We start from the raw sequence: 26,607 nt of genomic DNA on the forward strand, positions 1-26,607 counted from the left end.
GTGCCGCCCGCCGGCCGGCTCCGGACCGTTCCCACCGCGACGCGCCGCTCCGCCACACTCACCTGATGGCGGGGCTTCCAACCCCCAAACAACAGCCGACCAACGTCGGCTGTTTCCGTTTGTCAGACACCCATCACACCCCATGTGAAATTTCCGTATTGCGAATCATTCGCAATACGCATAGGATGGCGCCCGCCGGCTCGACCCGCAGCCGTCCCTCCAGGGGAACCACCATGAAGATCGTTCCGCTCACCGCTGCCCTGATGGCACTGGTGTTGGCCCCGGCCGTCCTCGCGCAGCCGGCCAGCAAGACCGCCACCGCCTCGCCGACCGCCACCGCTTTCCTCACGCAGTTCGCCACCGATGGGACCGACAGCGTCAGCTGGGCCCAGTTCGAGGCCTTCCGTAAACAGCGTTATGCCGAGACCGACCGCAACCACGACGGTCATGTCAACGAACAGGAATACGTCGACGAGTACCTGCAGCGCTTCGACGTGCGTCTGGCCGACGCACGCGCCGGCCATCTGCGCCAGACCGACACCCGCTTCAAGGCGTTGGACCGCGACAAGAACGGCGCGGTCAGCCGAGCCGAGTACGATGCCGCCGGCGAACGGACCTGGGCCGGCTACGAGACGTCGCAGAACGCCACGCAGGAGACCGCCGCGGCGTCTTCGCGCGATCCGCTGAAGATGCCGACCTCGCATACCGCCAACGGCATGCTGGAACTCTACGACCGCAACAAGGATGGCGCGGTGGATCGCGAGGAGTTCGACGCGGTGCGTGCAGCGAGCTTCGCCGCCACCGACACCGACGGCAACGGCACGCTGTCGCTGGCTGAGTACACCGCCGAATTCGAAGGCCGCCTGGACCAGCAGCGCCAGCGCGTGCGCGCCGATGCCGAGCGCCAGGCACGCGTGCGCTTCGCCTCGCTGGACAAGGACGCCGATGGCCGCATGACGTTCGCCGAGTACCAGCTCTCGGGCAAGCGCATGTTTGATCGTGCCGACAGCAACGGCGATGGCGTCGTCGACGCACGCGATCCCGAGCCGGTTGCCGGCGCACACTCGGCCAACGGCAACCGCTAGCGGCCCGGACGTGCCGTGAACGTCCCACGTATCAGCCAACGATGATTCCGGCGCGCGATTCCCCGCGCGTCCTTGCGCCTCCCAGCCCCGCTCGGTCCACCGATCGCCGCAGCCAGGAACGGCCCGCCGCCAACCGCGGCGCTCACGCCATTCCCTACCTCTCCTGCGGAGCCTGATCATGACGTCGTCCCTCACCCTGCTGGCCATGGCGGTTGCCGCCAGCCTGTCCGTTACCGTGCACGCTGAAACCTTCAACGATGCCAGCACGCTGGATACCGTGCGTGTGCAGGCCGAGCGCGCCAGGAAAACGCGCTCGGCCAACCAGAACGTCACCGTGCTGACCGCGGCCGATCTCGACAACGAGATGGCCAACACGATGGAAGAGGCGATCCGCTACATCCCCGGTGTCAGCATCGTGGACATGGGCCGCTTCGGCGATAACGGCTTCAACATCCGTGGCCTGGAAAGCGACCGCGTGGCGATCACCGTCGATGGCCTGAGCCTGGGTGAATCGGTGGAAACCGCGCGCTCCTACGAGTTCTTCCGCGGTGGCCGCGGCGACGTGGATATCGATACGCTCAAGAGCCTGGCGGTGATCAAGGGTGCCGATTCGATCAGCGCCGGCAGCGGCGCACTGGGCGGCGCGGTGGTGTTCACCACCAAGGACCCGGCTGACTATCTCAAGGCGAGCGGCAACGATACCCACCTCGGGTTCAAGGCGGGGTACTCCGGTGCCAACGACGAAACCATGGGCACGCTGACCTTCGCCAACCGCACCGGCATCGTCGAATCGATGCTGGTCTACACCCGTCGCGAAGGCCATGAATCCGAGTCGTGGTACGACACCACAAACGATCGCATCGGGGTCGGCCGCCGCACGCCGGACCCGGTCGACAGCACGCGCGACAACCTGCTCGGCAAGCTCGACCTGCAGCTGGACGACGCCAACACGCTGGGCTTCCTCTACGAGCGCGGCCGCGCCACCAACGACGTGGACAACCTGTCGCGTGTCTATGCTCCGGGTTATCTGTCGCGCAAAGGCCATGACACCAACGACCGTGACCGCTACGGGGTGAACTACCAGTGGCGCGCCGACACCGCGCTGTTCGATACGCTGGATGCGCAGGTGGACCGCCAGGTCACCGACAGCCGCGGCATCACTACCATCGTGGCCGGCAGCGGCTGCCCGGGCGGTACCACGCCCTGCCTGCGCAGCGAGAACCGCTCGACCAAGCAGACGCTGGACCGCGCCGCGGCCGACTTCAGCAAGGTCTTCGCCACCGCAGGTGCGCGCCATGACGTCGTCTACGGCCTGGCCTGGCAGCAGCGCGACATCGATTTCACCGCGGTTGATACGCGCTGGAATGCCGCGGGTGCCATCGCCTCGGTGGAGATCGATCCGCGCCAGGTACCCAAGACCGATGTGACCGCCTGGAACCTGTACCTGCGCGACAGCGTGCAGCTGCTGGACGAACGGCTGACCCTCAGTGCCGGCGCACGCTATGACCGCTACGACTATTCGCCGCAGGTGGACGCCACCTTCGTGGATCGCACCGGCACCGTGCGCGATGTGAGCTTCGCCGCGCCGAGCTGGCAGGCCGGCGTCGAGTATCGCTTCCTGCCCGACCACGCGCTGTGGGCGCAGGTGGGCCGCGGCTTCCGTGCGCCGACCGTGGCGGACATGTATTCGCCGACCAGTGCGACGCAGGTGATCAACGCGCAGAACGGCCAGCCGCTGCTGCTCAACGACACCGTGTCCAATCCGGACCTGGACTCGGAAAAGAGCCTGAATCTCGAGTTCGGCTACCGCTGGAGCACGGATCGGGCGCAGCTGGGCCTGTCGCTGTTCCGCGACCGCTACGAGAACTTCATCGAGTACACCAACCTGGCGCAGTCGGTGCCGGGTGGCTTCCGCACGACGGCGACCGGTCCGGTGCTGTACTCGCGCAACTACACGATGCCGACCAACGCGGGCGAAGTGACGGTCAAGGGCGTGGAACTGGAGGGCCGCTGGCAGATCAATGATGCATGGTCCTCGCGCCTGGCCGCCTCCTACAGCGAAGGCGAGAAGCGCAACGGCGATCCGCTGGAGAGCATCGTGCCGGCCAGTGCCGTGCTGGGCGTGCGCTATGCACCCTCGCCGGTGTGGAATGTCACGGCCAGCATCACCCACGCCGTGGCCAAGAAGGCCAAGGACGCCTACACCACCGACGCCACCGGCAAGGTCACCACGCCGGCCTTCGTCGACAAGGCCGACGGCTACACCGTGCTGGATCTGTACGGCACCTGGAACGTCACTCCGCAGTGGAAGCTCAGCGCCGGCCTCTACAACCTGACCAACGAGGAGTACTACCTCTGGCAGCGCGTGCGCAACATCAACAAGGGCAGCAATACGCTGTACGGCTACGTCAACGATGAAGGCATCGGCCGTTACAGCGAGCCGGGCCGCAATGCGCGGATCACGGTGGCCTACAGCTTCTGACGCAGCGACACAAAAAAAGGGCGACGCAGATGCGTCGCCCTTTTTGCGTTTCAGCGATGCCCGAAGGAATCAGCTGGCGCGGCCGCCACCGCCGCCCTGGCTGCGACCGCCGCCGGCGTTGCCACCGCCACGACGCTGGCCCTGCGGCTGGCCACCGCGCGGTGCACCGCGGCCGGCGCCATCACGCTGACCGCCACCGGCCTTCTTCGGGCCGGCATGGGCGTGGCGCGGGGCCTCGGCGTGCGGGCGACGTGCATGCTTGCGCGGCGAACGATCGCCACCCGGCAGTTCGGCCTTGCCCGGCGCGCTGTTGCCCCAGCGGATCGGGGTCTGCGGCTCGAAGCCCGGCACGTCGCGGATGTCCATGTCCTTGTCGAGCAGGCGCACGATCTGGCGCAGCAGCTTGGCTTCGTCCTGCGCCACCAGCGAGATCGCCTGGCCGGTCGAGCCGTTACGGCCGGTACGGCCGATGCGGTGCACGTAATCCTCGGCCACCATCGGCAGGTCGTAGTTGATGACCTTCGGCAGCTCGTTGATGTCGATGCCACGCGCGGCGATGTCGGTGGCGACCAGCACGGTCACGCGGCCGGCCTTGAAGTCACCCAGCGCACGCAGGCGCTGGCCCTGGCTCTTGTTGCCGTGGATCGCCGCGGTCTTGATGCCGGACTTGTCCAGGAACATGGCCAGCTTGTCGCAGCCGTGCTTGGTACGGCCGAACACCAGGGTCTGCTCACGGCTGTCCTGGGCCAGAAGATGCAGCAGCAGCTCGCGCTTGCGCGGGCCATCGACCGGGTGCACGCGGTGGCTGATGTTCTCGGCAACGGTGTTCTTCGGCGTGACCTGGATCTGCTCCGGGTTGCGCATGAACTCCAGCGCCAGCTGCTTGATGCTCTCTTCGAAGGTCGCCGAGAACAGCAGGGTCTGGCGGTTCTGGCGCGGCAGCTTGGCGAGGATCTTCTTGATCGACGGCAGGAAGCCCATGTCGAGCATGCGGTCGGCTTCGTCCAGCACCAGGATTTCGATGCCGGAGAGGTCGACGCTGCGGCGCTCGATGTGATCGATCAGGCGGCCCGGGCAGGCGACCAGCAGGTCCACGCCACGGCGCAGCACATCGAACTGGTTGCCCATGCCGACGCCGCCGTAGATGCAGGCGCTCGGGATGCGCAGGTACTTGCTGTAGCCGCGCAGGCTGTCATGCACCTGGGTGGCCAGCTCGCGGGTCGGGGTCAGCACCAGTGCACGCGGGCGGCGCGGGCCATCGACGGCCTGCGGGTTGGTGCCCAGGTGCTGCAGCAGCGGCAGGCCGAATGCGGCGGTCTTGCCGGTACCGGTCTGTGCGCCGGCCAGCAGGTCGCGGCCTTCCAGGGCGAGCGGGATGGCCTGCTCCTGGATCGGGGTGGGGGTTTCGTAGCCCTGCTCGGCCAACGCGCGCAGCAGGAACGGGGCAAGGCCCAAGGATTCAAAAGACATCGGGTGGAAGCTCCAAAGACAAAGTAACGCCAGGCCGAATGGCCGGACGCGAGGCAGATCAATGTGATCGGCTGACTCGGAGCGTTCCCGTAAACCGCGCTGCGAGAATTGGGTGCAGTCGACGCGGTGCGCAGACTGGAATGCATGACGAATGGCGTCGGAGTGGGGGCGGGCGACGGATCGTTTGATCCATATCGCCGGCGATCCCGAAGGGAAACGGACGGCCGCTGCAGACCCGGATAGTCTAACGGATGTTTGAGACCCATACCAAACCCCCCTGTTCAGCTTGGGAGGATCTGCGGACGTATCCGGATCTGCCCGGGACCCCTAGCAATCCGTAGCGACCGGCCGTTGGCCGGGCGGCCTTCGCAAGCGACACCGTCAGCATCATTCGCATGAGCTATCGTCGTTCTGGCGCAGTGCGACTTGGATTGACCGCGCATTTGATTACACTTGAAACCTATTTTCGCGATCCCGGATACCCACCCATGAAGCTTGGTTCTTTGAAGGAAGGCGGCCGCGACGGCACCCTGATCGTGGTCTCGCGCGATCTGCGCCAAGGCGTGCGCGCCACCGGCATCGCCGTGACCCTGCAGCAGGCACTGGAAGACTGGAGTCACCTGGCGCCGCGCCTGAACGCCCTGTATGAATCGCTGAACGACGGCGACGCCGACGGCGTGTTCGATATCGACCTGCAGGCACTGGCCGCCCCGCTGCCGCGTTCCTATGAGTTCGTCGACGGCAGCGCCTACCTGCCGCACGTGGCCCGCGTGCGCCGCGCCCGTGGCGCCGAGGTGCCGGAAAGCTTCTACACCGATCCGCTGATGTACCAGGCCACCAGCGCTGGCTTTTACGGCCCGCGCGATGCGGTCAAGGTGGTCAGCGAGGACTACGGCATCGATCTGGAAGCCGAACTGGTGGTGATCACCGACGACGTGCCGATGGCCGTGACCCCGGAGCAGGCGGCCGGCCACATCCAGCTGATCGGCCTGGTCAACGATGTCTCGCTGCGCAACCTGATCCCGGGCGAGCTGGCCAAGGGCTTCGGCTTCCTGCAGTCCAAGCCGCGTTCGGCGCTGTCGCCGGTGTTCGTCACCCCGGATGAGCTGGGCGAGGCCTGGCAGGACAGCAAGGTCCACCTGCCGCTGGTCACGCACATCAATGGCACCTGGTTCGGCGCGCCGGAAGCAGGCGTGGACATGCAGTTCAACTTCGCCCAGCTGGTCGCGCATGCGGCCAAGACCCGCCCGCTGGGCGCCGGTGCGATCGTCGGCTCGGGCACCATCGCCAACGAAGACACCAGCAAGGGCGCCTCCTGCTTCGCCGAACAGCGCACCGTGGAAACCCTGCGCGACGGCAAGCCGAGCACCCCGTTCATGTCCTTCGGTGATGTGGTGCGGATCGAGATGTTCGACGCGGCCGGCGAGAGCATCTTCGGTGCGATCGAGCAGCGCATCGAGCAGGCGGCCAAGCCCTGATCGCGGGGGCGGAGACCGTCATGGAACCGATCGAACTCTTCAGTTACTGGCGGTCCAGCGCGGCCTACCGCGTGCGCATCGGGCTGAACCTCAAGGGCCTGCCGCACCGGATCACCCCGGTGCACCTGGTCCGCGAGGGCGGGGAGCAGCACAGCGCGGCCTATGCCGCGCTCAACCCGCAGGAACTGGTGCCGACGCTGCGCCATGGCGAGCGGGTGCTGCAGCAGTCGATGGCGATCCTGGACTACCTGGACGAGGTGTTTCCGGCCACGCCGTTGCTGCCCGGCGATGCCGAGGGCAGGGCGCGCGTGCGTGCGCTGGCCCAGCTGGTTGCCTGTGACATCCACCCGCTGAACAACCTGCGGGTGATGCAGTACCTGGAGCGCACCTTGCAGGCCAGCGCCGAGGCGCGCACGCAATGGACGCTGCACTGGATGGCGGAGGGGCTGGCGGCGATGGAAACGCTGCTGACCGGCCATGCCGCGACGGGGACGTTCTGCCATGGCGAGCAGCCCGGGCTGGCCGATGCCTGTCTGGTGCCGCAGCTGTACAACGCGCACCGGTTCGGCCTGGGGCTGGCGCCGTACCCGACCCTGCAGCGGATCGAGGTGGCGTGCCTGGCCCTGCCGGCGTTCGACGCGGCGCGGCCGGAGAACCAGATCGACGCAGGGTGAGGGGCAGGCATCGACCGTTGCTCGATGCGCCGTGTCAATTGCCCCCACCAACGGTGGGGGCCTACACCGTCAGAACCCGTGCGTGATCGCCGGTGCCGAGCTGGCTGAGTAATCCGCGTACGGATCGTGCTCGTTGCCGCCCTCGGACAGCCGGAACTTCAGCGCCAGGCCATCGCGCGAGTCGGCCGCGCGCAGCGCTTCCTCCTGCTCGATGATGCCGTTCTTGGCCATCCGGAACAGGCACTGGTCGAAGCTCTCCATGCCTTCTTCCAGCGAGGCTTCCATCGCCGCCTTGATCTCGTGCACCTGGCCGCGGCGCAGCAGGTCGCGGATCATCGGGGTGTTGATCAACACCTCGGTGGCCGGCAGGCGACGCCCGTCCTTGCCCTTGACCAGGCGCTGGGACACGACCGCGCGCAGGTTCAGCGAGAGGTTCATCAGCACGTTGCGGTGCGCGCTCTCAGGGAAGAAGTTGAGGATGCGCTCGATGGTCTGGTCGGCGTTGTTGGAGTGCAGGGTGGCCAGGCACAGGTGCCCGGTTTCGGCGAAGGCGATCGCCGCTTCCATGGTTTCCGCATCCAGGATTTCGCCGATCAGGATGACATCGGGCGCTTCACGCATCGCGTTCTTCAGCGCGTGGTGGAAGGTATGTGTGTCCAGCCCGACCTCGCGCTGGTTCACGATCGACATCTTGTGCTTGTGCAGGTACTCGATCGGGTCCTCGATGGTGAGGATGTGCCCGGTCGTGGTGCTGTTGCGGTGGTCGATCATCGAGGCCAGCGAGGTCGACTTGCCCGAGCCGGTCGAGCCGACCACCAGCACCAGCCCGCGCGGGGTCATGATGACGTCCTTGAGCACCTGCGGCAGGTTGAGCTCTTCGATGCTGGGGATCTTGCTGCGGATCGCGCGGATCACCATGCCGACCTCGCCGCGCTGTTTGAACACGTTGACGCGGAAGCGCCCCGCATCGGGCAGGGCAATGGCCATGTTGAGCTCGAGCTCGCGCTCGAACTGTGGGGCCTGGCCTTCATCCATCAACGAGTAGGCGATCTTCTTGACCATCCCGGGCGGCAGCCCGGTATTGCCCAGCGGATAGAGTTTCCCCTCGATCTTGATGTATACCGGTGCTCCGGTCGTCAAGAACATGTCCGACGCGTTCTTTTCGGTCATCAGCTTCAGGAAATAGCCGATATCCATGCGAAATGTTTCCCCAACAATCAGCGGCTTGCCATTGCAAGCGCACCGCAGGCTTCCGACAATGGCCGTGCACACAACTTCTGGCGACGGCACCCCCAATGAAACCTAGCTTCGCACAAATACGACGGGCCCTGTATGTGACGGTGTGCGCATTCGCGCTCTCTGGTGCCGCACGAGCGCAGGATGGCGCCCTGGAACTGATGCAGGCCCGGCAGGCGGTCGACAAGGCCACCCAGGCCGACGCCGACCAGTACGCCCCGGACCTGATCGCCGTGGCCCGCCAAGGGCTCGAGCAGGCCCAGCGTGCCGCTGGCGACCGCCGGGAGCGCAAGAACGCGCCGATGCTGGCCGTTCGCGCCACCGTCGATGCCGACCTGGCCCGCGCCCGCAGCGAAGAAGCCACCGCCACCGCCCAGCTGCAGCTGCGCCGCAATGAAGTCAGCCAGCTGCAGCGCCAGCTCGCCACCGGGGAAGACCGCTGATGATGTCCACCAAGATGCGCCTGCCCTGCCTGCTGCTGGCCGCCAGCCTCAGCCTGCCGCTGATGGTCCAGGCCGCCGATGACCCGGCCGTGGCCCAGCTGACCCAGCGCCTGATGGCGATCCAGGCCAATCCGGATGCGGCCCAGCTGGCCGCCTTCGAGCGCCTGCAGGCCCAGCAGGCCGTGGCCGATCTGGCCAAGGCCAAGCGCCGGGATCTGGACCAGGCCCGCTACCTGGCCGAGCGCCGGGTCGAGATCGCCGAAACCAGCGTCCGCGCCGCGCTGGCCCAGCGTGAGGTCGATCAGCTTGAACGCACCCGCAGCGAGCTGCTGATCGAAGCCAGCCGCCGCGACGCCCAGCGGGCCCGCCAGGAAGCCGAGCGCCTGCGCGTGCAGGCCCAGATCCAGGCCGAGGAAAGCGAACGCCTGCGCCAGGCGGCCGAACAGGAAGCCCTGGCCCGCCAGGACGCCGAAACCGCGCTGACCAGCGTGGCCGGCAAGCAGACCGCCCGCCTGAGCGCGGCCCAGCAGAACGCGGCCAAGCTGGCCCGCGAAGAAGCCGAGCTGGTGGCAGGCAGCAAGCTGCCGGGCTCCAAATTCGACAGCCGTGGCGAAGTATTCACCTTCAATGGCGACGCCTTCGCAGCCGGCAAGGGCAGCCTGTCCGGCGGCGCCAAGGGCCAGGCCAAGGCCTTGGCCGAGTACCTGAACATCGGCAAGAAGGGCCGGGTCCGGATCGAGGCGTACGACGCTGCGGCCGGTGTCGGGCAGCAGCGCGCCGAGGCGCTGCGCGATGCGCTCGTGGCTGCCGGTGTCAGTGCCAGCCGGCTGCAGGTCAGCGGCAAGAAGGCCGCCGCGACCAAGGCCCGCTCGGCGGAGGTCATCATCGCGCCCTGATGCCGGGCCGGTACTGCGTCATGATCGGGGGTCATGACGCAACTGGTTGTTTTTGTTTAATTTTCGTTGTTCTGCGCGTTCAGCCTGAACCCCGCTTAGGCGAGGCCGACGATATCGTTTGAAAGGGTTGAACCGGCCCCGAAGCAAGCGTAGGGTCAGTTGTCCGGGTCGCCTTCCGCGGCCCGGACGATAGGAGGGCCGGCAATGCACCAGCGCCACGAATCACAGCAGTCGCAGGTCCAGTCGCTACTGGACGCCGCTGCGGGTTCGCAGGTCAGGGTTGCCCGTCACTCCGCCCCAAGCAGCGCCCCGTGCCGTCAGGCCGGGGCGTTCTTGTTTCTGCAGAAGCGATAGGAGGTTCATCATGTTTGAAGGTCAGCCCCAGAGCGATATCGACGCACGGCGCAAGCAGGATCCGGAATTCAAGGCGCTCTACGAACGGCACCAGAAGTTGAACAAGAAGTGCATGGATGCCGAGCTGGGTGTGCTTCCGATAGACAGCCTCACCCTGGGACAGATGAAGCGTGAAAAGCTGCTGGCCAAGCAGAGACTGGAACGGATGTACGCCTCCCCCGTGCACTGACCCCCCTTACCGCCCTACGTCGCGGGCGGTTCCGGTCTCCTCGTCGACCGGTGCCGTCCGCGCCGCTTATGAACGCGGCAACCTGACTTTCGTCGCCAACCGTCGGATAATCACCGGTCCGGCCGCCTTGCGGCGCGAATCGATGTGAACCGATGGCAATCCACTCCTCCGTACTCGAACTCATTGGCCAGACCCCGATCGTCAAGGCCCAGCGCCTGGATACCGGTGTCTGCGAGCTTTACCTGAAGCTCGAGAGTGCCAATCCCGGAGGATCGATCAAGGACCGCATCGGGCTGTCGATGATCGAAGCCGCCGAGCAGCGTGGCGACCTCAAGCCGGGCGCGACCCTGGTCGAGGGCACCGCCGGCAACACCGGCCTGGGCCTGGCGCTGGTCGCCCAGCAGAAGGGCTACAAGCTGATCCTGGTCGTGCCGGACAAGATGAGCCGCGAGAAGATCTTCAATCTCAAGGCGATGGGCGCCGAAGTGCGGCTGACCCGTTCGGACGTGGCCAAAGGCCACCCGGAGTACTACCAGGACATGGCCAAGCGCGTGGCCGAGGAAACCCCTGGCGCGTACTTCATCAACCAGTTCGGCAACCCGGATAACCCGGCCGCCCATGAATTCGGCACCGGCCCGGAAATCCTGGCGCAGATGGACGGCGACCTGGACGCGATCGTGTTCGGCTGTGGCAGCTCCGGCACCATGACCGGCCTGTCGCGCGCCTTCTCCACTCTCTCGCCGAAGACCGAGCTGGTCCTGGCCGACCCGGTCGGCTCGATCCTGGCCGAATACATCAATGACGGCGTGCTCAACGACAAGTCGGGCAGCTGGCTGGTGGAAGGCATCGGCGAGGACTTCCTGCCCTCGATCGCCGATTTCAGCCGCGTCACCAAGGCCTACGCGATCACCGATGCCGAGAGCTTCCATACCGCACGCGAGCTGCTGGGCAAGGAAGGCATCCTTGGCGGCTCCTCGACCGGCACCCTGCTGGCCGCGGCGCTGAAGTACTGCAAAGAGCAGACCACCCCGAAGAAGGTGCTGGTGCTGGTGTGCGATACCGGCAACAAGTACCTGTCCAAGATGTACAACGACTACTGGATGCTGGACAACGGCTTCCTGGAGCGCCCGCAGTCGGGCGACCTGCGCGACCTGATCCTGCGCCCGTACGGGCAGCGCGACACCGTCGTGATCGGTCCTAATGATCTACTCACCACCGCCTACCAGCGCATGAAGCTCTACGACGTCTCGCAGCTGCCGGTGATGGACGGCGACCAGCTGGTCGGCATCGTCGATGAAAGCGACGTGCTGCTGCATGTGTACGGCGACGAAGCCCGCTTCCGCGACCCGGTTGCCACCGCGATGGTCAGCAAGCTGGATCGCCTGGACGTGAAATCCCCGATCGAGGCCCTGCTGCCGGTGTTCGACCGCGGCCAGGTCGCCATCGTCATGGACGGCGCCAATTTCCTCGGCCTGATCACCCGCATCGATCTGCTGAACTACCTGCGCCGGCGGGTACAGTAAGCGTCTGCGTCGCAATGAATTCCTGTTTATCCGCGTCAACGGCCGATTAAGCCGCCGCTGATAGACTTCCGCTCCTTTTGCGGAGCCCCCATGGGGGCTTCTATTGCTGGGAAACAACATGTCCGATCACGCTTCTTCCGGGCACGGCGACCGCTCGCTCGCCCTGGCCACGCTGGCGATCCATGGCGGCCAGTCGCCGGATCCGAGCACCGGCGCGGTGATGCCGCCGATCTATGCGACCTCCACCTATGCCCAGTCCAGCCCCGGTGAGCATCAGGGCTTCGAGTACTCGCGTACCCACAATCCCACCCGCTTCGCCTACGAACGTTGCGTGGCCTCCCTGGAAGGCGGCAGCCGCGGTTACGCGTTCGCCTCGGGCATGGCCGCCAGCTCCACCGTGATGGAGCTGCTGGATGCCGGCAGCCACGTGGTGGCGATGGACGATATCTACGGCGGGACCTTCCGCCTGTTCGAGCGCGTGCGTAAGCGCACCGCCGGCCTGCAGTTCAGCTTCGTCGACCTGACCGACCTGGCCGCGTTGGAGGCCTCGATCACCCCGCAGACGAAGATGGTCTGGATCGAGACGCCGACCAACCCGATGCTGAAGATCGTGGACATCGCCGCAGTCGCTGCGATCGCCAAGCGCCACAACCTGCTGGTGGTGGTGGACAACACCTTCGCCTCGCCGATGCTGCAGCGCCCGCTGGAGCAGGGCGCGGACCTGGTTCTGCACTCGGCCACCAAGTACCTCAACGGGCACTCGGACATGGTCGGTGGCATGGTCGTGGTCGGCGACAACGCCGAACTGGCCGAGCAGATGGCCTTCCTGCAGAACTCCATCGGCGCCGTGCAGGGCCCGTTCGACAGCTTCCTGGCGCTGCGCGGCCTGAAGACCCTGCCGCTGCGCATGAAGGCGCACTGCGCCAACGCGCTGGCCCTGGCCCAGTGGCTGGAAAAGCACCCGGCCGTGGAGAAGGTCATCTATCCCGGCCTGACTTCGCACCCGCAGCACGAGCTGGCGACCCGCCAGATGAACGGCTACGGCGGCATCGTCTCGATCGTCCTCAAGGGCGGTTACGAGGCGGCCAAGCGCTTCTGCGAGAAGACCGAACTGTTCACCTTGGCCGAGTCGCTGGGTGGCGTGGAAAGCCTGGTCAACCATCCGGCAGTGATGACGCATGCCTCGATTCCGGTGGAACGCCGGGAGCAGCTGGGCATCAGTGATGCGCTGGTGCGGCTGAGCGTGGGCGTGGAAGACCTGGGTGATCTGCAGGTGGATCTGGAGCGGGCGCTGGTCGTCGGGCCCTCCAACACAGACGATAATGAGAAGTCGCGGACTACAGGGACGTATCGTTGAAAAAGAAAGTTTCCAGAGATTCGATTTCGCCGCTGTCACTTGCGCGCGTGTTGGTTGATAACAAAGATCTGCTTAAAGGGCTGGTTGTCCGTGAGGTTATAGGCCGCTACCGTGGTTCGGTCATGGGCCTGTTATGGTCGTTCTTTAATCCGATATTGATGCTGGCCGTTTATACCTTTGTTTTCAGTTACGTGTTCAAGGCGCGATGGAGTGGTGGTGACGGTTCTAAGACGGAATTCGCGCTGGTGCTGTTCGCCGGTCTGATGGTGTTCAACATGTTCGCTGAGTCTTGTAACCGTGCTCCCTTGCTGATCACGGGCAATGCCGGCTACGTCAAGAAAGTCGTGTTTCCACTTGAAATTCTGCCGATCGTTTCTTTGGGCTCGAGCCTGTTCCATCTGCTGGTCAGTTTCGTCGTATGGCTTTTGTTCTACGTGATCTTCGTCGGAATCCCGCCGCTGACGGCCTTGTTGATGCCTGCGGCAGTGCTGCCGTTGATATTAATGACACTTGGGTTCTCGTGGATGCTCGCTTCGCTCGGTGTATTTCTGCGTGACGTCGCCCAGGTTATCGGGGTGATAACCCTTGTCCTCATGTATCTTTCGCCGATCTTCTACCCCGTCTCGATCATGCCTGAACAATACCGTGTGTTCATGAAGCTCAGTCCCCTGACCTCGGCCGTGGAACAGGTCCGGGATGTCCTCATGTGGGGCAAAGCTCTGGATTGGGCCTCATGGTCGCTCTCCATGGCAGTGGCCATTGCAATCGCTTGGCTGGGTTTTGCCTGGTTCCAGAAAACTCGAAAGGGGTTCGCCGATGTCCTCTGAGCCCGCAATCAGCATCTCCGGAGTATCCAAGTGCTTTGAGATGTATGACACCCCGCGTGATCGTCTTCGGCAGTTCTTCGCACCCAGGGGCCGTAAGTACTATCGCGAGTTCTGGGCGCTCAATGATATTTCCTTCGATGTAGCTCCTGGCGAAACTATTGGTATCCTCGGCCGTAATGGCGGGGGCAAGAGCACACTCCTGCAGATCATCGCCGGAACTCTCACTCCGACCACCGGGGAGGTTCGGGTTAACGGTCTGCTTGCGGCGCTTCTGGAACTGGGCTCTGGCTTCAATCCAGATTTCACGGGCCGCGAAAACGTCTATCTCAACGGTTCGGTGCTGGGGTTCACCCGGCAGCAGATGGAAGAGCGCTTTGCTGCGATCGAGGAGTTTGCCGACATCGGTCAACATATGGATCAACCGGTCCGGACATATTCAAGTGGCATGTATGTCCGCCTTGCATTTGCTGTGCAGGCTTGTGTTGACCCGCAGGTGCTTATTGTCGATGAGGCGCTTTCTGTCGGTGATGAGAAGTTTCAGCGGAAGTGCTATGAGTACATCGAAGGACTCCGTGCCCGCGGCTGCGCCATTTTGATCGTGACGCACGCAACATCGACCGTTGAGAAGTTCTGCCAGAGAGCTGTGCTGCTTCACAAGGGGCGCTTGCACGGCATCGGTGACGCGAGTGCGATCATCGATCAGTATCACGCGCTTCTGTACTCCGATGAGAAGGCATATCTTCGATACGTGAACTCCGAGGCTGGTGAGGCGGTAACGCTTCCGGCACAGGATGTATTGGTTCAGACGCAGCAGACCCATGCGGGAGCTGAGCACGATCACGCTATTGCGGCTGCTGTATCTGTACCTGACGCGGGGCCTGAAGGTGAAGGTCGTTTGCGTGCTTACATTGAGAGTTGGTCATCGACGGACGCGCACGGCGAACCCTGCGAGGTATTCATGACGGGTCAGAAAGTGACACTTTCTGCTCGAGTGAAGGCACTGGATGCCATCGATGAAATGCAGTTTGGTGTGCTGCTGCGAACAGTGGAGGGAGTATCTGCCTTTGGCAGCAGTACGATGTATCAGCACGCGAACCTCAAAGGTGTGGTTCATGGTGATACCTGCGAAGTTCGCTTTACGCTCGACCTTAATCTCTGCGAAGGTACCTACTTCGTTACCTTTGCCTTGGCCGAAGCCATCAGCCATGCTGACATGGCTTACCTTGATCGGAAGACCGATGTGCTAATTCTCAAGGTGCGGGCGATGCGGGCAAAAGGCACCGGTATCGCCGCACTGCCCACTGTTGTGAGCTTTACCAAGGTCACTTGATGATGTCAGATCAGCGCCAAAACGCATCGCTTGGAGATGCAATGGAAAAGTCACTGATGATTGTCACCGAGGCTTTCGAGCTCGGTGGCGTGGAGACTTACATACGCTGCGAGGTAGAGGAGCTTGTCCGTCAAGGATGGCGCGTGCATCTGGTTTGCGGCCGTCGGTTCAGCGCCGATTTGCTGCCGCAAGGCCTTGCCTCGCTGACAACTGGGCTTGCTCTAGGCCCGGAAGCGAGCATACGGGAATTTATTGAGGCCGTTGATGAGATCGTCGATCTTGCTCGGCGTGAACGCATTTCCTATATCAACGCACACCCGTTCACTTCGTTGATTCCCGCGTTGATTTGCGCCTCGACCCTGCGCATTCCATGCGTTGCAACGTTGCATGGGCCTAGCTCGGTGGCCGGAAGTTACGGTTCAGCGTACGACTTCATGTTGGCGTCATTGGTACTGCCTGCCGTTAGTGAAGTGTCTGCTGTGTCGCAGGAGGTGGCTGCTCTCGCAAGCCCCTACGTGCAGCCAGGCTGCCTGTCCATCCTCCCCAATGCAATTGATTTTCCCGCTCTGCCGACACCAGGTGTGCCGCGGTTGACGGAGCGTTGGCTCGCCGTCAGTCGCCTAGACGCGGCAAAGGTGGAGGGAGTGATTCAGTTTGCTCGATATGCACTCGAGATCGGACTAGATGGCGTTGATATATGTGGCGATGGTCCGGCGCGCGCTCGGCTAGAGGAGGCGCTGGCGGACAGCATTGAAAGCGGATTTGTACACTTGCTTGGTTCGGTTGATGACGTCTCGGCACAAGTCAGCCGCTATGCGGGCGTGGCAGGTATGGGTCGCGTGGCGCTGGAAGGAATTGCGGGCGGCGCGCAGGTTGTGCTGGTTGGCTACGACGGTGTTAAGGGTGTGCTGGATGGGGCGCTGTATAACAGTGCCGTGCGTACCAATCTTTCAGGGCGTGGCGTGCCGACGATAGATTGCGTGCAGCTGGCAGAGCAGCTCGCGCAGAATACCGCGGAAGAGGCCGCCGCACTGATGTCACGCGTGCGCAAAGAGCGGGGCGCCAGCGTGGTGTGGGCTGCGTTCGCCGAGCGCCTGCAAAAACTGCTCCCTGTCAGTTCGGGCATCGTCGATGCCTACATGGAGCAGCTGCGTGCCATGCACCCAGGATCGGAAGCATCCGCATATTGGTCGCGTGAGGTAATGGAGGTGATGGCTCGCGTGGTTGCATCACCGCTTGCTTCTAGCACCCACCTCGTACAAGCGTTCACGATTCACTCCGAAGCATTTACCCGAGCTATTGTGGAGCAGCAGGGCAGCTCGACGCGCGAACTTGTCTTGCAGCACCCACCGCTGCCGGTTGAGAGCTCCGGCGATGGTGCGCTCAGGTTGGAGCTTAGGGAATGGATGTCTCACATTTCTGAGCACGCCTCTTCTCTAAGTGAAGAGGCTGCAGCATCCCGCGATGCCCTCCGTCACTCACTCGAGCGAGAGGTCCAACGCACTCTCGATACCTTGCGACCGAATGTCGAGGGGTTGTCCGAACAGCTTCGCGAGGTCGCCACCCGAATGGCTGCCGAGCACCGGCAGGAGTCGGCTCGTCTGAAAGAAGCGTTTCACGCTGGTTCGACCCAGTTTGCAGACGTCCTGAGCGAACGTATGGTCGCGGAGTCCGAACGCATCGCTAGTGAGCATCGGCATGAGTCAGGGCGCACGCGAGATGTATTGCATGGCGGCTTCACTCGACTGGCGGAGAGCATCGCCGAACGCCTTGCTGAAGAGGCTGAGGCAATGCGAAGGCATCAGTCAACCAGTGCTGTCGATCTGCGAAGCGAGTTTCGTGCTGAGTTTGAGCGGCTGCGCAGCACTGCCAAGCACGAGTCGGATATGTACATCGAGTTAACCCGACGAGAGATGTCTGCGTTTCGCGACACTCTTCGTCAACAATCAATAGCGAGTGCCGGTGAGTTTCGCCGTGACACACGTCAAGCATTTTCAGAAGTGGCTAGGGGGATCGAAGCAAAGATGGAACGGGCAATAGAAAGAATGGAATCCACGATCAGGCAGGATCTCGGAGATATCTCGGGTGGTATGAATATCCACGCTGAGATGAATAAGGACATCATAGAATTGAATGAACGAATCCACGAGTTGGAGCAAGAGCTCGTTGGCGTTTACAGTAGTTCATCTTGGGTATTGATGCGGCCGGTACGTGTGCTGAAGCGGTTGCTGCTCGAGCCGCGTACAACGTGGCGTTTGATGCGCGACGCCTCGCTGGCTGCGCCATCCGCCGATCACGCTGGCTCCACGCCGGCGAAGCGTAGTGGTCGTGTGGTGCGTGCGTGGAATTTCATTCGGAGGACCGTGCGAACCGGGCGCATCGACCCTTCGGACAAGGCCCGCTTGCTTGGGATGGTCCGTGCGAACTATGTCGCTGTTGCTGAGCGTCTTGGTGTTGAGATCGAACGTCCTCTTCTTGCTGATGCGCATCTGGCCGATGTATTTGTCTGGTCAGTTATTGACTGGCATTTCCGGATGCAACGTCCGCAGCATCTCGCAGCCGCCATGGCGGGGAAAGGGCACCGAGTATTCTATATCTCCAACAACTTCGTTGATTCCGCTACTCCCGGCTTCGCGGTAGAAGCCTTGGATCAGAATGGGCGGTTGTTCCAAGTCAATCTCCATGTAGCCGGCGCACCGCAGATCTACTTTGACGTGGCGAGTCCCGAGCAGGTCGAGGCAATCCAGGCCAGCCTGGCAGTGCTCCTCCAATGGACTTCGACCATTGCGGCCATTTCGTTAGTGCAGCATCCGTTCTGGCTCGTACCCGCCCAGAGCCTGCCCAACATGCGTTTGGTGTATGACTGCATGGATCATCATGGTGGGTTTGAGGACAACGCGGCCAGTGTGCTGGCCGGCGAACGAACGCTGGTAGAGAGTGCGGACTTGCTGATTGTCACGTCTCAATGGCTTCTTGAAGAGATGGAGGGCAAGTCTTCAAATATTGCGATGATCCGAAACGCAACAGAGTACGCGCACTTCTGCGACCGGCCGACCGAGGTGTTTGTCGATCCCGAAGGCCGTAGGATCATCGGCTACTACGGCGCCATTGCGGAGTGGTTCGACCCCGACCTCATCCGCAGGGTGGCTGAAGATCATCCGCATGAGCTTGTGCTTCTGGTCGGGCGCGATACTGCCGGCGTGCAGGAGACGCTGCAGGGCCTGTCGAATGTGCGCTTCACGGGCGAGGTTCCATACCGTGAACTTCCTTACTGGCTGCATGCATTCGACGTTTGTTTGCTGCCATTCAAGGTAATTCCGCTGACGTTGGCGACCAATCCTGTCAAGGTTTACGAGTACCTGAGCGCGGGCAAGCCCACGGTATCGGTCGATCTGCCGGAGATGGCGCAGTTCGAGGGGCTGGTCAATCTGGCTACCGAGCCCGACGCCTTCTCGAGTGCCGTATCGCTGGCGCTCCTGCCTGCGGCTGTAGCCGTGGACGAGGTCGAGGCACGCCAGGCATTCGCACGTCAGCAGACTTGGGATCACCGAGCTTCAGATCTGGATGGGGCGCTCGAAGGCATCGTCGAGCCCAAAGTCAGTATCATTGTGCTGTGCTACAACAATCTGCCGTATACCCAAGCATGCCTCCACAGTCTCGATCAATACAGCGACTACCCCAATCTGGAGATCATCGCGGTCGATAACGCTTCCAGTGACGGATCGGTCGAGTACCTGTCGGAATGGGCGGCGGGTGCTGAGAATCGCATCTTCATTGCGAACGCTGATAACCTCGGTTTCTCTGCAGGCAATAACGTAGGTTTGCGTGCGGCAACTGGCGAATATCTCGTCGTACTCAATAACGACACGTATGTAACGCCAGGCTGGGTGCGCGGGTTGGTGCGTCACCTGAAGCGTAATCCCGCGGTGGGTCTGGTAGGGCCGGTGACCAACAACATCGGCAACGAAGCCCGGATCGAAATCAACTACGCCTCGATGGAGGAGATGATCCAGAGGGCGGGTGAGTACACCCGTAAGCATCCAGGGCAATCGTTCGAAATGAAAACCGCTGCCTTCTTCTGCGTCATGATCAGCCGGCAAGCGTATGAGGCTGTCGGGCCAATGGATGAAGACTTTGGTGTTGGTTTCTTTGAAGATGACGATTACTGCCGTCGTCTAGCATTGAATGGCTTTGACGTGCGCTGTGCGGACGACGTTTTTGTACATCATCATCTTTCGGCCAGTTTCAACGCGCTGAAGGCGGACACCAAGCAGATCCTGTTCGAGAAGAACAAGAAGATCTACGAGTCGAAGTGGGGTCCCTGGGTTCCTCACGTCTACCGGGACCGCAGCCCTCGCTGATTGCTCCCGGTGGCGTTGGCCCGGCCACCTCGTCAGAGGGGCCGGGCTCGTCATTCAGATGCTCTTGACGCGGTTTACGATCCGCTCAGAAGCTTTGCCATCACCGTAAGGGTTGTGCGCGCGTGACATCTCCGCGTATGCAGTTGGGTCATCAAGCAAGCGGTTCGCCTCTGCAAGAATGCGGTTCGCATCGGTGCCGACCAAGCGCACCGTACCTGCGTCTACGGCCTCCGGCCGTTCAGTGGTATCCCGCATGACCAAGACGGGCTTGCCCAATGATGGGGCTTCTTCTTGAACACCGCCGGAGTCAGTGATGATCAAGGCGGCCCTCGACATGAGGTAGACGAACGGCAGGTAGTCCTGCGGGTCGATGAGTGTCACATTCTCAACGCCGGCAAGAATACGGTTGACCGGCTCCTGCACATTCGGGTTCAAGTGCACGGGATAGACGACCTGAACATCGCCGCGATCGGCAAGGCCTTTCAGCGCATGGCAGATCTGCTCAAACCCATCGCCGAAGTTCTCGCGACGGTGACCCGTCACCAGTACCAGTCGCCGGGACGGATCAAGGAACGGGAACTGGGAATCAAGGCGCGCTGAAAGGGACGGGTCTTGGGCGATTCGCTTTACTACCTCCAGAAGTGCGTCGATGACTGTATTGCCCGTCACTTCGATGATCTCGGGAGATACGCCTTCGCGCAGCAGGTTGGCTTGCGACTGTTCAGTGGGTGAGAAATGCAGGCTGGTGAGAGGGGCGGTAAGGCAGCGGTTGGCTTCTTCGGGCCAAGGTGCCCAGATGTCCCCCGTGCGCAGGCCTGCTTCTACATGGCCGACTTTGACCTTGTTGTAGAATGCGGCTAGCGCGGTAGCCAGTGTCGTGGACGTATCGCCATGAACCAACACGATGTCGGGTGCTTGTCGGGCAATGACTTCGTTCATGCCGGTGAGAATGCGGGCGAACAGGCCCGGCAGCGTCTGGCCGGGCTGCATGACATCGAGGTCCTCGTCGGGCACGATCCCGAACAGTTCGAGCACCTGGTCAAGCATCTGGCGATGCTGCGCTGTCACCGCTACCACGAGATCCAACGTGCCATCTCGCTTGAACGCCTCTACAACCGGGGCCATTTTGATTGCTTCTGGGCGTGTCCCGAAGGCGATCAGTACTTTTTTGCGTCGTTCAGCCATATCCTCATTTCTCTAAATCTATGTTGTAGCCATTATTCTAACCACTCCTCACAGCGGCTGCCGTTCGGAGTTCTTGGTGGACATTCATCTTCATGCCAGTGGTTGGCCGAGGGATGCCGCCAGCAAGTCGCTTCGGTCTTTCGGCAGTTCAGTCCCGCCGGCCTTCCTGCAGGAAGCGATGAACAAAAAAAAAGGAGGGGCAGTAGTATGCCCCTCCTTGAGTGCAGCTGAATCAGTCTTTACTGCTGTGTTACTCGATGATGAAGTCGACTTTGTCGCTGACAAGCTTGGTGCCGTCCTCGCCGACCCGGATCTCAAGGGGGAACGTGCCCTTGGTGGCCAGCAGAGAAGCTGGGATCGTGCCGGTTACGGTGGCGCCTGCGATTGCCGAGTTTTCGAGTCGCTTGCCGTCAAGCCAAAGCTCCGCTTCATACCCATCAAGCGCGCGATCCGCCTGGGCCCATACATCCAGGCGATCAACTGACTGCGCCTTTGCCGACGTCGGCCCGAACTGCACAATCTTAAGTCCGTTCAGCACGTCAAGCGGTTTGACCTCTGGCTGTGTCACGACCGGCGCGGGATTTGCGGCGGCGTCGGCACTCTCGTTCTCAGCCGTCTGCGGAGGTGGGGAGCATGCGGTCAGGGCGATGGTGCCCGCAAGGGCGACGACGAACATCCAGTGTTTCTTGTGATTGATGCTCATAGATATATTCAAGGGAAGGTTGTTCACTTAGTTGTGGGTAAGAGCCAGCTGGACACGACGCTTCTTTCGCCGGCCAAGAACGCATAGGGCTGGCGCCTGCATATGTTAGCGCCTTGCGTGCATTAGTGTGCGGTCATTTGCGCTAGACTGCCCGCTTTGTTGGGGGGGGGGGGGCGTGAAAGCTTCTACGTTGGGCCTTGTGCTTGTATTACTGCTCTCGGTGGGATGCCAGCGCGCGCCCGCAGACGTCACCGCCATTCGCTACCAGGTAGTGGATGAGACACTTGATGCAGACCTCTGCATCCTTTGCACGCTACCTACGCGGGGTGTCCGGTGCTCCACTGGGATTGGCGGTCGTGGCCGAAATAACTTCGGCGGGGCCGATATTCTGCTGCAGCGATTCCATTGAATGTCTCCGAAGCATGCTGCGTGAGAACGCATTGAGCCGGCGTCCGCGTAAAAGCTCTATTGACCGGATCTGCTCATCGCGGCTCGCTTGGCAGATAACGAGCATTGGCGCGCACCCAGCTAGTCGTACGCCAGGATTCTCCCCCAGCAGTATTATCTGCCTGCCCAACTTGTTGCCGTAGGCTTGCACGAATGGCGCTTCACGCCACGTGGAGAGCGAAAGTGGCAACTGGATCAGAATCACTCCTGCCAGTGCGACTGCTGCAACCGCCCGCTGCGGCAGTCGCCAATCGTGCCAGTTGGAACCTGCGGCCATCATAGCGAGAGCTACGGTGCCCAGTTGGTACATGAGGAGGTAACGCTGCTGGGTAACGTACTCAGGCCCGAATATAGGCACTCTCCCCAAAACGATACCAGCCGCCGCACCGTAGCAGAACAGCATCAGCGTAACTGCAATGAATTGCGTACGGTTCCATTGATCGCGCGAGGCGCGCCACCAGAACCAAGCGTGCCCCATGATCACAAGCAGACCTATCAGGCGGTGTGCCTGCACTGACCGATCATGAAGGTACATCGCAAGTGCCGCCGGCTCCGCGATTGACAGCGAGGCAATGGCGAGCACCATCTGCTGTATACGACTCCAGCCAAAGCCGAGTAATGTGGCGATCGCTGGCGGTGCCGCAGGTGCATCGGCCAACTGCGGATGCAGGTAGAAATGGCTTACCAGACGATATGCGATGACGGTGGCCGCCACTAACGACAAGGCGGCAAACGTTGCACGCCAAGTTTTGCCGCGCATCTTGGCCTCACGTAGCAACAATGCGCAGCTGACACTTATGGCGCAAATCAGTGCCGTGCCGTCCATGGTGAAAACGATAAGCGGCGCTAGAATCAGCAGCGGGAGCCACCGATGTCGCTCGACAGCGTGCCATGCCGAAAACGCCATCAAAACCATTGAAAGCGGTCCAAGATAGCTCAAGGTCACCAGCGACCAGCTAAATACCATCCCGCCACTCAACGAGACCAGGCTGAAAGCGGCTGCCACCATGGGGAGGATCCACCAGACCGCGCTGGATCGCGCCACATTGTCTTGACGAGCGGAATAGAGCATCAGCAGCCAAGAAACTCCGGCGATGGCGAGCCCCACGTAAGACTCAATCACGAAATCCAGATCGAAGTGGTCCGCGTTCCAGATAAGAAGTAGCTTGTGAATTGGCTGTGCGTGGTCATCAGTACTACGCTTCATGTACAGATCATGCAGCGTTACGCCGCCGTGATAATACTTCTGTAGAAAAGTGTCAACGAAGTACCACCCATCAGACGTGATGAAGGGAATGCCGGCATAGGATATGTACATAGCGGCGTTGATGAACGCCGCCGAGGCCAAAGCTGCGATGATGAGTGTCGACAGATTGAGTGGAAGCAGGTCGTGGCTCGAAGATCGCATTACATCAGCCCGTCAGTGCTCTGTCTGCGGCAGCAAAAATGGTAGGTAGATGCTCTTCGACTCCGATCCAGAGTGGCATGCGGACGAGACGTTCGGCGATGTCGTCCGTTACTGGAAGACTGGAGTCGGTCCGCCCAAAGGAGCGTCCTGCAGGAGAGGAGTGCAAAGGAATGTAGTGAAACACTGCCTGTACGCCATCTGCTTTAAGTGATTCGATAAAGCGGGTCCGCGCTTCTAGGGAAGGAAGTAGCATGTAATACATGTGCGCATTGTGCGTGCAATGCGCAGGCACCACGGGACGTCGCAGGCGGCCAGCTGCTTCGTGCTCTTCAGCCCAGCTATGATACTTGTCCCAGATCGCTAGTCGCTTGCGCGTAATATCAGTAGCGTCCTCAACTTGGGCGGCAAGGAAGGCCGCCGTGATCTCACCAGGAAGATACGATGAGCCAACATCCACCCATGTGTACTTGTCCACTTGGCCGCGGAAAAAGCGGCTTCGGTTGGTGCCCTTCTCGCGAATGACCTCAGCTTGCTCTCCGAACTCGCCATCTCGGCAGAGTAAGGCGCCACCCTCTCCTGAAATGATGTTCTTGGTTTCATGGAAGCTGAAAGCTCCCAGGTGGCCTATCGTGCCTAGCGGGCGCCCCCGATAACTGGACATGATGCCTTGTGCGGCGTCCTCGACAACGTGCAGTTGGTAGCGTTCGGCGATGGCCATGATCGCGTCCATCTCGCACGACACACCTGCGTAGTGAACTACACAAATCGCTTTCGTCTTGCTTGTGATCGCTGCTTCGATCAATGCTTCGTCGATGTTAAGCGTATCCGCGCGTATGTCGACAAACACGGGTACCGCCCCTCGAAGCGCAAATGCGCTTGCTGTGGACACGAACGTGTAGGATGGGACGATAACCTCGTCACCTGGCTTCAGGCGCAGCAGGAGGGCTGCCATCTCAAGCGCAGCTGTACACGAATGTGTAAGCAATGCGGTGCTGGCCCCAGTCTGATCACGGAGCCACTCGTGGCAGGTCTTTGTAAACGGGCCGTCACCTGAAAGGTGACCATTCCGGTGAGCCTGTTCGATGTAGCTCAGTTCCTTGCCGGTCATGAACGGCCGATTGAAGCGAATCATGGGTGCGCCTATGGTGACGAATACTGGAGTGGAGATCTCAGCCTTGGCTGATTATGACGAGGCCAATGATCACAGTAACTAGGCCAACGCCTTTTGCCAACGTAAGGCTCTCGCCAAAAATTGGGATCGCAAGAATACAGACCAACAAAAAGTTGAGGGCCATGAAAGGGTAGGCTTTACTGAGTTCCAATCGTGACACCGCGAGCATCCAGCACAGGGATGCTGCAAAAGCGGAAACGAAAGCCGATATCACCCACGGCTGCAACAGCAGTTGCAGCACGTTTGGAAGCTTTGCAAGTATGCCTGCATCTGCCGGCTCGAAAATCGAAGCCTGCCACTTGATCACTAACTGTCCATAGCTTGTAAGCAGGATGGTCATACCCACCATTAGCCAAGGGAACACTTTGCTCATGGAAAGCGTGCTCCCATAGGGAGGCGGCGATCAACATGGTATGTGTCGTACGCCTTGAACAGGCGCAGCCCAGCGCGTGCCCATTGGCGCTGGACTGTATAGTTCCAAATTTGGGTGGAAATCAGCAGCTCGTTCAATGAGTGCTGCGCATAGTGGTGCTTGATATGACGGAGCAGCATCCCATACAGACCGCGGCGTTCGAAACTGGGATGCACTGCATTCAGTACGATTTCGACCGACGATGGGCCCACGTCACAAGTGGCGAATCCCGCGATTGTGCCGTTATCAGAGACTACCCATGTCTGGCTGCCGATACTTCCAGATTCCAAGCGACTAACGGCCCACTCAATATACCCTGACGACACCAACTCCCGTGGCAGGTTCGGGTTAGCCGAGTAGTGGGAGCGGTAGTTTGCAAAGCTGTTGGCTGCGATATCTGTAATGGCTTTTCGATGGTGCTCGCTTGCACGTTCGACCTGGGTTTCGGTGCAGATGTCAATAGACCGGGAAAGCTCCGTCGAGTAGTAAACGAGGGTGTCTGCATGGATGACCACGTGCCCACGGAGCTGTAGCGCGGTGGCAAGAATCGTATCGCCCGCTGGAACGCGAAAAATGGTCAATTCTGCGTCACCTTGTTCGATTTCCTCAACAAGGGATTTGGTATCCATGCTTGACTCGATCGTTCCGCGCATGACGATGATGCCGAACCGATGTGAGTCGAGCGGGGCGTGTTGAAAAAATCTCTTCGGGCTCATTGCTGCCATTTCCGTGTGTCCTGCCAGATCAAAAATTGGGGTCGCTTTTTTGCCTCGCCATGTACGCGTCCTAGATAAAGCCCTAGTACCCCAATGCACGCCATCACGATGCTCCCTACAAGCCATATCGAAGCGATGATGCTCGTAAATCCAGCGACCCGAATATCGCCGGAACTATATCGATACACGCTAAACACGGCAATCGCAGCCGCGACGGCTGCAATGCACAGGGCTGCCAACATCACCATCCGCAGCGGCTTGTCAGAGAAAGACAGGGCGATTCGCATCGCCATCTGGAGTAGCTTGCCGAGGCTATAGCTGCTTCTTCCCTCGATCCGTAGCCCGTGCGACACCGCGACCTTGACGGTCTTGAACCCAGTCCATCGCACAAGCAACGGCAAAAATCGATCTGATTCCGGCATGCAGTTGAGCGTATCGACAACCTTGCGGCTGTAGGCACCAAAGTTCGCAGTGGTGTGGTCGTACTTGGTATCAGTAAGCCAGCCAAGCGCTTTGTAGAACATCATTGAGCCGGTTCGTTTGAGCCAGCTATCCTGCCGGTCAACGCGCTGTCCCAACACCACCTCAACATCACCAGTCAGCCCTGCAAGCAACTTCGGGATCTCTTCCGGAATGTCCTGGAGATCGCAATCCATCACAATCATGCGGGAGCCCGTTGCATGGGCTAGTCCCGCACTGATGGCTGCATGCTGGCCAAAGTTGCGTGCAAGCCGCAGTCCACGCACATGCGGGTGGATGCGCGAAATCTCCTCTATCCGTTGCCAAGCATGATCCGGACTGTTGTCGTCTACGAGAATGA

At 61.4% G+C, this 26,607-nt stretch carries 21 protein-coding genes; 12 read left to right on the plus strand and 9 right to left on the minus strand.

The features are described 5' to 3' along the window. Positions 1-233 precede the first annotated feature (233 nt). Positions 234-1,085, plus strand: coding sequence for an EF-hand domain-containing protein (locus tag ACW6W5_RS07205; RefSeq protein WP_193222811.1), 852 nt, complete (start codon positions 234-236; stop codon positions 1,083-1,085). Between the two features lie 178 nt (positions 1,086-1,263). Continuing rightward, positions 1,264-3,567 carry a TonB-dependent hemoglobin/transferrin/lactoferrin family receptor gene (locus ACW6W5_RS07210; RefSeq protein ID WP_152153078.1) on the plus strand — a complete coding sequence of 768 codons (2,304 nt, stop codon included), beginning with the start codon at positions 1,264-1,266 and terminating at the stop codon, positions 3,565-3,567. Positions 3,568-3,636: 69 nt separating this feature from the next. Here ACW6W5_RS07210 and ACW6W5_RS07215 read toward each other — a convergent pair whose 3' ends face one another. Further along, the gene (locus tag ACW6W5_RS07215) at positions 3,637-5,037 is read right to left on the minus strand and encodes a DEAD/DEAH box helicase (RefSeq protein ID WP_121042519.1); all 1,401 of its coding nucleotides are present in this window, start codon (positions 5,035-5,037) and stop codon (positions 3,637-3,639) included. Positions 5,038-5,525: 488 nt separating this feature from the next. On the opposite strand from ACW6W5_RS07215, the gene ACW6W5_RS07220 reads away from it, so the two are divergent. Further along, entirely contained in the window at positions 5,526-6,515 is a 990-nt protein-coding gene (locus ACW6W5_RS07220; protein WP_152153080.1) for a fumarylacetoacetate hydrolase family protein, read from the plus strand. 20 nt (positions 6,516-6,535) lie between these two features. Continuing rightward, entirely contained in the window at positions 6,536-7,189 is a 654-nt protein-coding gene (gene maiA / locus ACW6W5_RS07225) for a maleylacetoacetate isomerase (RefSeq protein ID WP_152153083.1), read from the plus strand. A gap of 69 nt (positions 7,190-7,258) precedes the next feature. Here maiA and ACW6W5_RS07230 read toward each other — a convergent pair whose 3' ends face one another. Further along, on the minus strand, positions 7,259-8,386 hold the full coding sequence (locus ACW6W5_RS07230) for a PilT/PilU family type 4a pilus ATPase (RefSeq protein ID WP_121042525.1): 1,128 nt from the start codon (positions 8,384-8,386) through the stop codon (positions 7,259-7,261). Between the two features lie 98 nt (positions 8,387-8,484). Here ACW6W5_RS07230 and ACW6W5_RS07235 point away from each other — a divergent pair, with 98 nt between their 5' ends. The 8 genes from ACW6W5_RS07235 to ACW6W5_RS07270 all read left to right on the plus strand — a co-directional run bounded on the left by ACW6W5_RS07235 (position 8,485) and on the right by ACW6W5_RS07270 (position 19,745). Continuing rightward, complete coding sequence (locus ACW6W5_RS07235; RefSeq protein ID WP_193222812.1) at positions 8,485-8,868, plus strand: DUF4398 domain-containing protein; 384 nt, start codon at positions 8,485-8,487, stop codon at positions 8,866-8,868. 14 nt (positions 8,869-8,882) lie between these two features. Next, positions 8,883-9,764: a coiled-coil domain-containing protein gene (locus ACW6W5_RS07240; RefSeq protein ID WP_121042843.1), complete on the plus strand. Its 882-nt coding sequence runs from the start codon at positions 8,883-8,885 to the stop codon at positions 9,762-9,764. A gap of 364 nt (positions 9,765-10,128) precedes the next feature. Continuing rightward, positions 10,129-10,347 carry a YdcH family protein gene (locus ACW6W5_RS07245; protein WP_121042527.1) on the plus strand — a complete coding sequence of 73 codons (219 nt, stop codon included), beginning with the start codon at positions 10,129-10,131 and terminating at the stop codon, positions 10,345-10,347. Between the two features lie 152 nt (positions 10,348-10,499). Further along, positions 10,500-11,870 (plus strand): pyridoxal-phosphate dependent enzyme, encoded by a 1,371-nt coding sequence (locus ACW6W5_RS07250; RefSeq protein WP_152153085.1) that lies wholly within the window; start codon positions 10,500-10,502, stop codon positions 11,868-11,870. Positions 11,871-11,988: 118 nt separating this feature from the next. Next, entirely contained in the window at positions 11,989-13,227 is a 1,239-nt protein-coding gene (locus ACW6W5_RS07255) for a cystathionine gamma-synthase (RefSeq protein ID WP_152153087.1), read from the plus strand. 80 nt (positions 13,228-13,307) lie between these two features. Further along, positions 13,308-14,054 carry an ABC transporter permease gene (locus tag ACW6W5_RS07260; RefSeq protein ID WP_152153122.1) on the plus strand — a complete coding sequence of 249 codons (747 nt, stop codon included), beginning with the start codon at positions 13,308-13,310 and terminating at the stop codon, positions 14,052-14,054. A 40-nt stretch (positions 14,055-14,094) separates the two neighbouring features. Continuing rightward, on the plus strand, positions 14,095-15,384 hold the full coding sequence (locus ACW6W5_RS07265; protein WP_226956655.1) for an ABC transporter ATP-binding protein: 1,290 nt from the start codon (positions 14,095-14,097) through the stop codon (positions 15,382-15,384). 41 nt (positions 15,385-15,425) lie between these two features. After that, positions 15,426-19,745, plus strand: a complete 4,320-nt coding sequence (locus tag ACW6W5_RS07270) for a glycosyltransferase (RefSeq protein WP_193222814.1) — start codon at positions 15,426-15,428, stop codon at positions 19,743-19,745. A 54-nt stretch (positions 19,746-19,799) separates the two neighbouring features. On the opposite strand, the gene wecB is transcribed toward ACW6W5_RS07270, so the two are convergent. The 7 genes from wecB to ACW6W5_RS07305 all read right to left on the minus strand — a co-directional run. Continuing rightward, complete coding sequence (wecB, locus tag ACW6W5_RS07275) at positions 19,800-20,930, minus strand: non-hydrolyzing UDP-N-acetylglucosamine 2-epimerase (RefSeq protein WP_152153093.1); 1,131 nt, start codon at positions 20,928-20,930, stop codon at positions 19,800-19,802. A gap of 250 nt (positions 20,931-21,180) precedes the next feature. After that, positions 21,181-21,633 (minus strand): hypothetical protein, encoded by a 453-nt coding sequence (locus tag ACW6W5_RS07280; protein WP_152153095.1) that lies wholly within the window; start codon positions 21,631-21,633, stop codon positions 21,181-21,183. A 313-nt stretch (positions 21,634-21,946) separates the two neighbouring features. Further along, positions 21,947-23,488 (minus strand): hypothetical protein, encoded by a 1,542-nt coding sequence (locus ACW6W5_RS07285; protein WP_152153097.1) that lies wholly within the window; start codon positions 23,486-23,488, stop codon positions 21,947-21,949. Between the two features lie 4 nt (positions 23,489-23,492). Continuing rightward, entirely contained in the window at positions 23,493-24,620 is a 1,128-nt protein-coding gene (gene rffA, locus ACW6W5_RS07290; protein WP_152153099.1) for a dTDP-4-amino-4,6-dideoxygalactose transaminase, read from the minus strand. A 37-nt stretch (positions 24,621-24,657) separates the two neighbouring features. Continuing rightward, positions 24,658-25,032 carry an EamA family transporter gene (locus ACW6W5_RS07295; RefSeq protein WP_152153101.1) on the minus strand — a complete coding sequence of 125 codons (375 nt, stop codon included), beginning with the start codon at positions 25,030-25,032 and terminating at the stop codon, positions 24,658-24,660. Then, entirely contained in the window at positions 25,029-25,700 is a 672-nt protein-coding gene (locus ACW6W5_RS07300; protein WP_226956656.1) for a GNAT family N-acetyltransferase, read from the minus strand. Before ACW6W5_RS07300 ends, ACW6W5_RS07295 begins: the two co-directional genes overlap by 4 nt. A gap of 83 nt (positions 25,701-25,783) precedes the next feature. After that, the coding region (locus tag ACW6W5_RS07305) for a glycosyltransferase family 2 protein (protein ID WP_152153105.1) at positions 25,784-26,607 on the minus strand (824 nt) is incomplete at its 5' end.

The organism is Stenotrophomonas sp. IS26, assembly GCF_054188265.1.

Excerpts from the sequence above, each read along its gene's own strand:
- ACW6W5_RS07220 (WP_152153080.1), top strand. The coding sequence starts at position 5,526 with ATGAAGCTTGGTTCTTTGAAGGAAGGCGGCCGCGACGGCACCCTGATC.
- ACW6W5_RS07280 (WP_152153095.1), bottom strand. The coding sequence starts at position 21,633 with ATGAGCATCAATCACAAGAAACACTGGATGTTCGTCGTCGCCCTTGCG.
- ACW6W5_RS07240 (WP_121042843.1), top strand. The coding sequence starts at position 8,883 with ATGCGCCTGCCCTGCCTGCTGCTGGCCGCCAGCCTCAGCCTGCCGCTG.
- ACW6W5_RS07285 (WP_152153097.1), bottom strand. The coding sequence starts at position 23,488 with ATGCGATCTTCGAGCCACGACCTGCTTCCACTCAATCTGTCGACACTC.
- ACW6W5_RS07295 (WP_152153101.1), bottom strand. The coding sequence starts at position 25,032 with ATGAGCAAAGTGTTCCCTTGGCTAATGGTGGGTATGACCATCCTGCTT.
- ACW6W5_RS07265 (WP_226956655.1), top strand. The coding sequence starts at position 14,095 with ATGTATGACACCCCGCGTGATCGTCTTCGGCAGTTCTTCGCACCCAGG.
- ACW6W5_RS07215 (WP_121042519.1), bottom strand. The coding sequence starts at position 5,037 with ATGTCTTTTGAATCCTTGGGCCTTGCCCCGTTCCTGCTGCGCGCGTTG.
- ACW6W5_RS07270 (WP_193222814.1), top strand. The coding sequence starts at position 15,426 with ATGGAAAAGTCACTGATGATTGTCACCGAGGCTTTCGAGCTCGGTGGC.
- ACW6W5_RS07300 (WP_226956656.1), bottom strand. The coding sequence starts at position 25,700 with ATGGATACCAAATCCCTTGTTGAGGAAATCGAACAAGGTGACGCAGAA.
- ACW6W5_RS07235 (WP_193222812.1), top strand. The coding sequence starts at position 8,485 with ATGAAACCTAGCTTCGCACAAATACGACGGGCCCTGTATGTGACGGTG.
- ACW6W5_RS07230 (WP_121042525.1), bottom strand. The coding sequence starts at position 8,386 with ATGGATATCGGCTATTTCCTGAAGCTGATGACCGAAAAGAACGCGTCG.
- ACW6W5_RS07205 (WP_193222811.1), top strand. The coding sequence starts at position 234 with ATGAAGATCGTTCCGCTCACCGCTGCCCTGATGGCACTGGTGTTGGCC.
- ACW6W5_RS07210 (WP_152153078.1), top strand. The coding sequence starts at position 1,264 with ATGACGTCGTCCCTCACCCTGCTGGCCATGGCGGTTGCCGCCAGCCTG.
- ACW6W5_RS07245 (WP_121042527.1), top strand. The coding sequence starts at position 10,129 with ATGTTTGAAGGTCAGCCCCAGAGCGATATCGACGCACGGCGCAAGCAG.
- ACW6W5_RS07255 (WP_152153087.1), top strand. The coding sequence starts at position 11,989 with ATGTCCGATCACGCTTCTTCCGGGCACGGCGACCGCTCGCTCGCCCTG.
- wecB (WP_152153093.1), bottom strand. The coding sequence starts at position 20,930 with ATGGCTGAACGACGCAAAAAAGTACTGATCGCCTTCGGGACACGCCCA.
- rffA (WP_152153099.1), bottom strand. The coding sequence starts at position 24,620 with ATGATTCGCTTCAATCGGCCGTTCATGACCGGCAAGGAACTGAGCTAC.
- ACW6W5_RS07250 (WP_152153085.1), top strand. The coding sequence starts at position 10,500 with ATGGCAATCCACTCCTCCGTACTCGAACTCATTGGCCAGACCCCGATC.
- maiA (WP_152153083.1), top strand. The coding sequence starts at position 6,536 with ATGGAACCGATCGAACTCTTCAGTTACTGGCGGTCCAGCGCGGCCTAC.